The 7,713-nt window shown below is 61.2% G+C and carries 7 protein-coding genes and 1 pseudogene; 5 read left to right on the top strand and 3 right to left on the bottom strand.

Annotated features, from left to right (window positions below):
• The 3 genes and pseudogenes from D8U61_RS25860 to gshB form a co-directional block, all read right to left on the bottom strand.
• Window positions 1-116 (bottom strand): annotated as a pseudogene (locus D8U61_RS25860) (YqgE/AlgH family protein); the annotation flags it as partial.
• A 317-nt stretch (window positions 117-433) separates the two neighbouring features.
• The gene (locus D8U61_RS25855) at window positions 434-1,333 is read right to left on the bottom strand and encodes an energy transducer TonB (RefSeq protein WP_130927899.1); all 900 of its coding nucleotides are present in this window, start codon (window positions 1,331-1,333) and stop codon (window positions 434-436) included.
• A 107-nt stretch (window positions 1,334-1,440) separates the two neighbouring features.
• Window positions 1,441-2,412 carry a glutathione synthase gene (gene gshB, locus D8U61_RS25850; protein WP_130927898.1) on the bottom strand — a complete coding sequence of 324 codons (972 nt, stop codon included), beginning with the start codon at window positions 2,410-2,412 and terminating at the stop codon, window positions 1,441-1,443.
• Between the two features lie 225 nt (window positions 2,413-2,637).
• Between gshB and pilG the strand changes: the two genes are divergently transcribed.
• From pilG to D8U61_RS25825, 5 genes are all read left to right on the top strand, one after another.
• The gene (pilG, locus tag D8U61_RS25845) at window positions 2,638-3,042 is read left to right on the top strand and encodes a twitching motility response regulator PilG (protein ID WP_016772743.1); all 405 of its coding nucleotides are present in this window, start codon (window positions 2,638-2,640) and stop codon (window positions 3,040-3,042) included.
• Window positions 3,043-3,102: 60 nt separating this feature from the next.
• Entirely contained in the window at window positions 3,103-3,468 is a 366-nt protein-coding gene (gene pilH / locus D8U61_RS25840) for a twitching motility response regulator PilH (protein ID WP_016772744.1), read from the top strand.
• 10 nt (window positions 3,469-3,478) lie between these two features.
• Window positions 3,479-4,018: a chemotaxis protein CheW gene (locus tag D8U61_RS25835; protein ID WP_016772745.1), complete on the top strand. Its 540-nt coding sequence runs from the start codon at window positions 3,479-3,481 to the stop codon at window positions 4,016-4,018.
• Between the two features lie 272 nt (window positions 4,019-4,290).
• A complete protein-coding gene (locus D8U61_RS25830; protein ID WP_130910564.1) occupies window positions 4,291-6,339 on the top strand; it encodes a methyl-accepting chemotaxis protein in 2,049 nt (682 codons plus the stop codon).
• 11 nt (window positions 6,340-6,350) lie between these two features.
• Window positions 6,351-7,713: Hpt domain-containing protein (locus D8U61_RS25825; RefSeq protein ID WP_177433370.1), on the top strand; the 1,363-nt coding region annotated here is incomplete at its 3' end.

Below are 7,713 nucleotides of genomic sequence, written 5' to 3'. Positions count from 1 at the left end.
CCATTGGCCGTGTGCTCGACGATGTAGGTCAAGGTGTGGGCAAAGTTCGGGTCGGCCATGTGTGGCATGGCGATCAGGAAATGATGCTTGAGGTAGCTGGGGCTGACGTTTTTCATGAGCGCTAGTGTGGCGTTCGAGGGGCGAACTGACAAGCTGGAGATGCTGACAACAACACAGATCCATTATTGGAACAGAGCTTTTGTGGCGAGGGGATTTGCTGTGGTGAGGGAGTTTATCTGTGGTTAGGGGATTTATCTGTGCTCAGGGAATTTATCTGGGGTGAAGGGATTTATCTGTGGCGAGGGGATTTATCCCCGTTGGGGCGCGAAGCGCCCCTGAATCGCTTGATGGGTTCTGCCTGACACTCCATATGGAATGGTTTTGCGGCTGCTGCGCAGCCGAGCGGGGATAAATCCCCTCGCCACATAAATATTCAGTTGCTGGAGAGCTTGTCACCCCGGGCAAATTTCCAGGTGCGGATGATTTCCAGGCGGTCGATATCCGACAGATCGCCGGTAAACGGTGCAAACGGCGCGGCCAGGCGGACGATGCGCTGCGCCGCCTGATCGAGCAGCGGCTGGCCGGAGGATTCGAGCACCAGCACTTCATACAGCGAGCCGTCGCGATTGATCGAGACCATCAGGCGCAAATTGCCGTAGATCTGCTTGCGTCGTGCTTCTTCGGGGTAGTTGAGGTTGCCGATGCGCTCGACCTTCTTGCGCCAGTCGTCCTTGTACCAGGCGCCCTTGTCGCGCATGGTCGAGGCCGCGCTCAAGCGGTGGATGCGCGGGCGCTTGGCGTACAGCTGTTGTTCCTTGGCCAGCTCCGCCTCGAGGCTGGCGATGTCGCTGGACAGCTGCGAGCTGTCGAACGCCGGCGCGTCGACGGTCGGTTTGACTTCGGTTTTGCTTTCTTCTTTCTTGGTCGGCGCCTTTTTCGGTTTCGGCGCGACGGTGGTCACCGCTGCCTTGGGTGCGGCTTCCTGCACCACTGGCTTGGCGGCGGGCGGCGGGGTGACCTTTTTGGCCTGATTGTCCTGGAACGGCGCGACTTCGGTGGTCTTGGGCAGGGCTTTCTTGTCCAGCGTGCCGCTGCCTTCCTGGTTTTCCTGAGCGAGAAAATCTGCCTTTTCCGGCTTCTTCTCGGCCTTGAAGGTGGCCAGGGTGATTTCCAGGGTTTTGCTGATCTGCTGCGGCTCGACCATGGTGAAACCGACGCCGAGCAGCAGCGCCAGGTGAATCAGCGCCGCGAGAAACAGGGTAAAACCGAGGCGATCGGCCGGGCGCACGCCACGATGGGCGAGTTCAGCGGGCAGATCGGACGGGAGGGTCATGACAAGAAAACCAACATCGCGTTTTTCAGAGGCTGCGCATGATAACGCAATGTTGGTTTCGCGCCTTGGGCTTCACGCTTCAAGCGACAGACTGCATGTGACGTACATCAAGCTTGTGGCTTTTTGCCGGCCGCTTGCAGCTTTTGATCGATCGCATCCATCAGCATCCCGCCGATATCAGTGCCGAACGCATTGTCGATTTCACGGATGCAGGTCGGGCTGGTGACGTTGATTTCGGTCAGGTGCTCGCCGATCACGTCGAGGCCGACGAACAGCAGGCCTTTCTCGCGCAGGGTCGGTCCGACCTGGGCGGCGATCCAGCGATCCTTTTCGGTCAGCGGACGTGCTTCGCCACGGCCACCGGCGGCGAGGTTGCCACGGGTTTCGCCCATGGCCGGGATCCGCGCCAGGCAATAATCCACCGGCTCGCCATCGATCATCAGGATGCGCTTGTCGCCATCGACGATCGCCGGCAGGTAGCCCTGAATCATGATCTGCTGCTTGCCGTGCAGGGTCAGGGTCTCGAGGATCACCGAGAGGTTCGGGTGGCCGGCGGTGTGGCGGAAGATCGACGAACCGCCCATGCCGTCCAGCGGCTTGAGGATCACGTCACCGTGATGGTCGGCGAACTGACGCAATACGTCCGGGCGGCGGCTGACGATGGTCGGCGGCGTGCACTGCGGAAACAGCGTAGCGAACAGCTTTTCATTGCAGTCGCGCAGGCTCTGCGGCTTGTTCACCACCAGCACGCCGGCGTTTTCGGCCTGTTCCAGCAGGTAAGTGGAGTAGACGAATTCCATGTCGAACGGCGGATCCTTGCGCATCAGGATCACGTCCAGGTCGCTCAGCAGCTTGTCCTGCTCGGCGTCCAGTTCGAACCATTTGTCCGGGTTGGCGAAGACTTTCAGCGGGCTCATCCGCGCCCGCGCCTGGCCTTCGGCCTGATACAGGTCTTTCTGTTCCATGTAGAACAGTTCCCAGCCACGCTTCTGCGCGGCCAGCAGCATGGCCAGCGAGCTATCCTTTTTATAGGAGATGCTGGCGATAGGGTCCATGACAATCCCGACGCGAACGCTCATTGGGTTTTCCTCGAAATTTGGCTACCGGATCGGTATTGAAAAAGTGCCGCCAGAGTGGCGCCGGGCGGGTTTCGGGTCAAGGAAAAACCCGTCGATAGATTGCATCTGGAGACTGTGCTAAAAAGGCTGGCAGATCGCGCCGCCCCATGGGTTTCAAGGGTTTCAGGCCATTATTCACAGCAAAACGGACAATTTGATTCGCAAAGGCGACGGTAGAACCCTCTTATGGAACAGCAGTCCAGCGCCTTGAAGGTCATGGTGATCGACGACTCGAAAACGATTCGCCGCACCGCCGAAACATTGTTGAAGAATGTCGGTTGCGAAGTGATCACCGCCATCGACGGTTTCGATGCGCTGGCGAAGATCGCCGACCACCATCCCGGGATCATCTTCGTCGACATCATGATGCCGCGTCTGGACGGTTATCAGACCTGCGCCCTGATCAAGAACAACAGCGCCTTCAAGGCGACGCCGGTGATCATGCTGTCGTCCAGGGACGGTCTGTTCGACAAGGCCAAGGGGCGGATTGTCGGCTCTGATCAATTTCTGACCAAGCCGTTCAGCAAAGAAGAACTGCTCAACGCGATCCAGGCCCATGTTCCGGGCTTCGCCGCCGTTTTGCCGCAGTAAGACACGCACAGTGACGCTCGGCCAGCGGGCCGGCAGTCGACCAGAAAAATGGGGAAGACCATGGCACGTATCCTGATCGTCGATGATTCGCCGACTGAAATGTACAAACTCACCGGCATGCTCGAAAAGCACGGCCATGAAGTGCTCAAGGCCGAGAACGGCGCCGACGGCGTGGCCCTGGCCCGTCAGGAAAAACCCGACGCGGTGCTGATGGACATCGTCATGCCCGGCCTCAACGGTTTTCAGGCGACCCGCCAGTTGACCAAGGATGCCGACACGGCGCACATCCCGGTGATCATCATCACCACCAAGGATCAGGAGACCGACAAGGTCTGGGGCACCCGCCAGGGCGCCAAGGATTACCTGACCAAACCGGTCGACGAAGACACCCTGATCAAGACCCTGAACAACGTACTCAACGGCTGATCGCGCGATCATGAACGAATCGCTGACCGCGTTCGAACTGCTCTGGCAGATCGACCAGCGCTGCCGCCTGCTGGCAGCAGACCTGCCGTCGCAAGCGGCGCGCCCGGATCGCTGGAGCGGCATCGGCTTTCGCCTCGGCGAGCATTGGTATGTGGCGCCGATGGGCGAAGTCAGCGAAGTCCTGCATGAACCGCGCTTCACCCAGTTGCCCGGGGTCAAGCCGTGGGTCAAGGGTGTGGCTAACCTGCGCGGGCGGCTGCTGCCGATCATGGACCTGTGCGGCTTCTTCGGCCATGAGCTGTCGCCGCTGCGCAAACAGCGGCGGGTATTGGTGGTGGAGCATGAAGACGTGTTCGCCGGGGTAATGGTCGACGAAGTCATCGGCTTGCAGCATTTCGAACAGGGCAGTTTCGAGCCGCTGTCGATCAGCAAGCGCCAGGGCTCCAAGGCCGAATTCGTCAAAGGCTATTTCCGCCGTGAACAGAACTGGCGGGTGTTCAGCCTGTTCGCACTGGCCAGGTCTCCGGTGTTTATGGGTGTGGCTCTATAGCAGGAACAACACAGAACCCATTGGGTGGAATGGGCTATGTGATCAGGAAAATTGTGGGTCAGACAGACCTGTGGCGAGGGGATTTATCCCCGATGGTTGGCGAAGCCGACCCAAGACCTGTATTTGAGATGTAGCCGATACGACTCAGGTTTTTGGGGCCGCTGCGCGACCCATCGGGGATAAATCCCCTCGCCACAAAATTTCTTCATCATGAGGTTGCCTCCCACAGGGATTGCAGCAGGCCTCAAAGGTGTGGGTTAAGGCGAGGACCGATGACAAAAGCAAAAACAGGCAAGTCGGCAGAGGCATCGCGCAGTCGCGCGCAGATCATCGTGCTGTTTATCGCACTGATCGTGTTCATCATGCTGCTGTTCGCCAACTTCGCGTACCTCAATACCCAGGCGAACTACGACAAGCAGTACATCGGCCATGCCGGCGAACTGCGCGTGCTCTCGCAACGCATCGCCAAGAACGCCACCGAAGCGGCGGCGGGCAAGGCGGCCGCGTTCAAACTGCTCAGTGATGCGCGCAACGATTTTGCCCAGCGCTGGGGTTACCTGAAAAAGGGTGACCCGAACACCGGCCTGCCACCGGCACCCGTCGCCGTGCGCCCGGAAATGCGCGCGGTGCAGATGGACTGGGAACGCCTGCTGAAAAACACCGACGCGATCCTCACCAGTGAACAGACCGTGCTGTCGCTGCATCAGGTCGCCGCGACGCTGGCCGAAACCGTGCCGCAGTTGCAGATCGAATACGAAAAAGTCGTGGAAATCCTCCTCCAGCGCGGCGCCCCAGCGGCGCAGGTAGCGATGGCGCAACGGCAATCGCTACTGGCTGAACGCATTCTTGGCGCAGTCAACACCGTGCTCGCCGGTGACGAAAACTCGCAGCAGGCCGCCGACGCGTTTGGTCGTGATGCCGCGCGTTTCGGTCTGGTGCTCAACGGCATGTTGCAGGGCAACCCGGCGCTGAAAATCAGCCAGGTCGAAGACCGCGACGCCCGTGCGCGCTTGAGCGAAATCTCCGAGCTGTTCCAGTTCGTTTCCGGCTCGGTGGACGAAATCCTCGAAACCTCGCCAGAGCTGTTCAAGGTGCGCGAATCGGCGAGCAACATCTTCACCCTGTCGCAAACCCTGCTCGAGGAAGCCTCGCACTTGGCCACCGGATTCGAGCACCTGGCCGGCGGGCGCAACACCGACACCATTGGCGGCTATGTGCTGGGCTTGCTGGCGCTGGCCTCGATCATCCTCATCGGTCTGGTCATGGTCCGCGAAACCAATCGCCAATTGCGCGAGACCGCCGAGAAGAACGAGCGCAACCAGAACGCGATCATGCGCCTGCTCGACGAAATCGAAGACCTCGCCGATGGCGACCTCACCGTGACCGCCTCGGTGACCGAAGACTTCACCGGCACCATCGCCGACTCGATCAACTATTCCGTCGACCAATTGCGTGATCTGGTGGCGACCATCAACCTCACCGCCGGCCAGGTTGCCGCTGCTGTGCAGGAAACCCAGGCCACCGCCATGCATCTGGCCCAGGCCTCGGAGCAACAGGCCCAGCAGATTTCCGAAGCTTCGACGGCGATCAGCGACATGGCCGAGTCCATCGATCAGGTCTCGGCCAACGCTGCCGAATCGTCGGCGGTGGCCGAGCGTTCCGTGGAAATCGCCAACAAAGGCAACGAGGTGGTGCACAACACCATCCACGGCATGGACAACATCCGCGAACAGATTCAGGACACCGCCAAGCGCATCAAACGCCTCGGCGAGTCGTCCCAAGAAATCGGCGACATCGTCAGCCTGATCGACGACATCGCCGACCAGACCAACATCCTCGCCCTCAACGCGGCGATCCAGGCATCGATGGCGGGCGACGCCGGGCGCGGTTTTGCCGTGGTTGCCGACGAAGTGCAGCGGCTGGCCGAGCGTTCGTCCGCCGCGACCCGGCAGATCGAAACCCTGGTGCGGGCGATTCAGGCCGACACCAACGAAGCGGTGATTTCCATGGAGCAGACCACCACCGAAGTGGTGCGCGGCGCGCGACTGGCGCAGGATGCCGGTGTGGCCCTGGAAGAAATCGAAGGCGTGTCCAAGACCCTCGCCGCGCTGATCCAGAGCATTTCCAACGCGGCGCAGCAGCAGACCTCTTCGGCCGGGCAGATCTCGCTGACGATGAATGTGATCCAGCAGATCACCTCGCAGACTTCGTCGGGGTCCACGGCCACCGCCGAGAGCATCGGCAACCTGGCGAAAATGGCCAGTCAGTTGCGCCGTTCGGTGTCCGGTTTCACCTTGCCGGCGGCGACAGATAAAGCGTGAGTGGAGTGGTTATGGATGATCGGCACGACTACGTGGCCCTGGAATGGGTCAAGGGCGAAATTGCCGAAACGCTGAAGCTGGCGCATCAGGCGATCGAAGCCGTGCTCGACGATCCGCAGGCCTTCCCCGGGCTGGACGAGTGCCTGGCCTACATTCATCAGGTCCACGGCAGCCTGCAGATGGTCGAGTTCTACGGCGCAGCGTTACTGGCCGAAGAAATGGAGCACTTGGTCGAAGCCCTGCAACATGATCGTGTACCGCACCGCGACGAAGCCCTGCACCTGATGCTGCAAGCCCTGGGGCAACTGCCGCTTTACCTCGACCGCGTGCAGAGCGCCCGCCGCGACCTGCCGTTGGTGGTGTTGCCGCTGATCAACGACCTGCGCAGCGCCCGTGGTGAAAGCCTGTTGGCGGAAACCAGCCTGTTCAGCCCGCCACTGCCCGAGCTGGCGCCGCTCGGCGACGGGGCACTCGCCGAGCTGGAACCGCCCGATCTGCCGAACGTGCTGCGCAAACTGCGGCAGATGCTGCAAATGGCTCTGGTCGGTCTGCTGCGCGAACAGGACGACCAGACGCACCTTGGCTATCTGGCCAAAGTCTTCAGCCGTCTCGAAGCGCTGAGCGGCGACGCGCCGTTGAGCCCTTTGTGGCAAATCGTCTCGGCATTGGTCGAGGGCATGCGCGAGGGCGTCATCGCCAACAGTCCGGCGCTGCGCAGCCTGTTCAAGGACGCCGACCAAGAGCTCAAGCGCCTGCTCGAGCAGGGCATCGTCGGGCTCAATCAGCCGGCGCCGGCCGAGCTGCTGAAAAGCCTGTTGTTCTATATTGCCAAAGCCGAACATCCCACCGGGCAGATGCTGACCATGAAAGATCGCTACTCCCTGGACGACGCGTTGCCCGACAGCGCGATGGTCGATGAAGAGCGCGCGCGCCTCGCCGGCCCCGACCGCGATGCCATGCGCTCGGTGCTGGCGGCGCTGTGCGAAGAGCTGGTGCGGGTCAAGGAGCGCCTCGATCTGTTCGTGCGCAGTGACCGCCAGCACGCTTCGGATCTGGACAGCCTGCTCGCGCCGCTGCGACAGATCGCCGACACCCTCGCGGTACTGGGTTTCGGCCAGCCGCGCAAAGTCATCATCGACCAACTGGCAGTGGTGCTCAGCCTCGCTCAGGGCCAGCGCGAACCGAACGACGCCATTCTCATGGACGTCGCCGGGGCCTTGCTCTACGTCGAAGCGACGCTGGCCGGCATGGTTGGCACGGTGGAGACGCAAAGCGCCGAAGACGCGCGCCTGCCGACCACCGACCTGACGCAGATCCATCAGATCGTGATCAAGGAAGCGCGCATCTGCCTGCAACAGGCCAAGGACATGATCG

This window comes from Pseudomonas sp. Sample_14, from assembly GCF_004307515.1.
GTDB lineage: Bacteria > Pseudomonadota > Gammaproteobacteria > Pseudomonadales > Pseudomonadaceae > Aquipseudomonas > Aquipseudomonas atacamensis.
This window is presented reverse-complemented; position numbering and strand designations above follow the sequence as displayed.

What these genes read in the sequence shown, in the direction of transcription:
- D8U61_RS25855 (WP_130927899.1), bottom strand. Translation starts at nt 1,333, where the DNA reads ATGACCCTCCCGTCCGATCTGCCCGCTGAACTCGCCCATCGTGGCGTG.
- gshB (WP_130927898.1), bottom strand. Translation starts at nt 2,412, where the DNA reads ATGAGCGTTCGCGTCGGGATTGTCATGGACCCTATCGCCAGCATCTCC.
- pilG (WP_016772743.1), top strand. Translation starts at nt 2,638, where the DNA reads ATGGAACAGCAGTCCAGCGCCTTGAAGGTCATGGTGATCGACGACTCG.
- pilH (WP_016772744.1), top strand. Translation starts at nt 3,103, where the DNA reads ATGGCACGTATCCTGATCGTCGATGATTCGCCGACTGAAATGTACAAA.
- D8U61_RS25835 (WP_016772745.1), top strand. Translation starts at nt 3,479, where the DNA reads ATGAACGAATCGCTGACCGCGTTCGAACTGCTCTGGCAGATCGACCAG.
- D8U61_RS25830 (WP_130910564.1), top strand. Translation starts at nt 4,291, where the DNA reads ATGACAAAAGCAAAAACAGGCAAGTCGGCAGAGGCATCGCGCAGTCGC.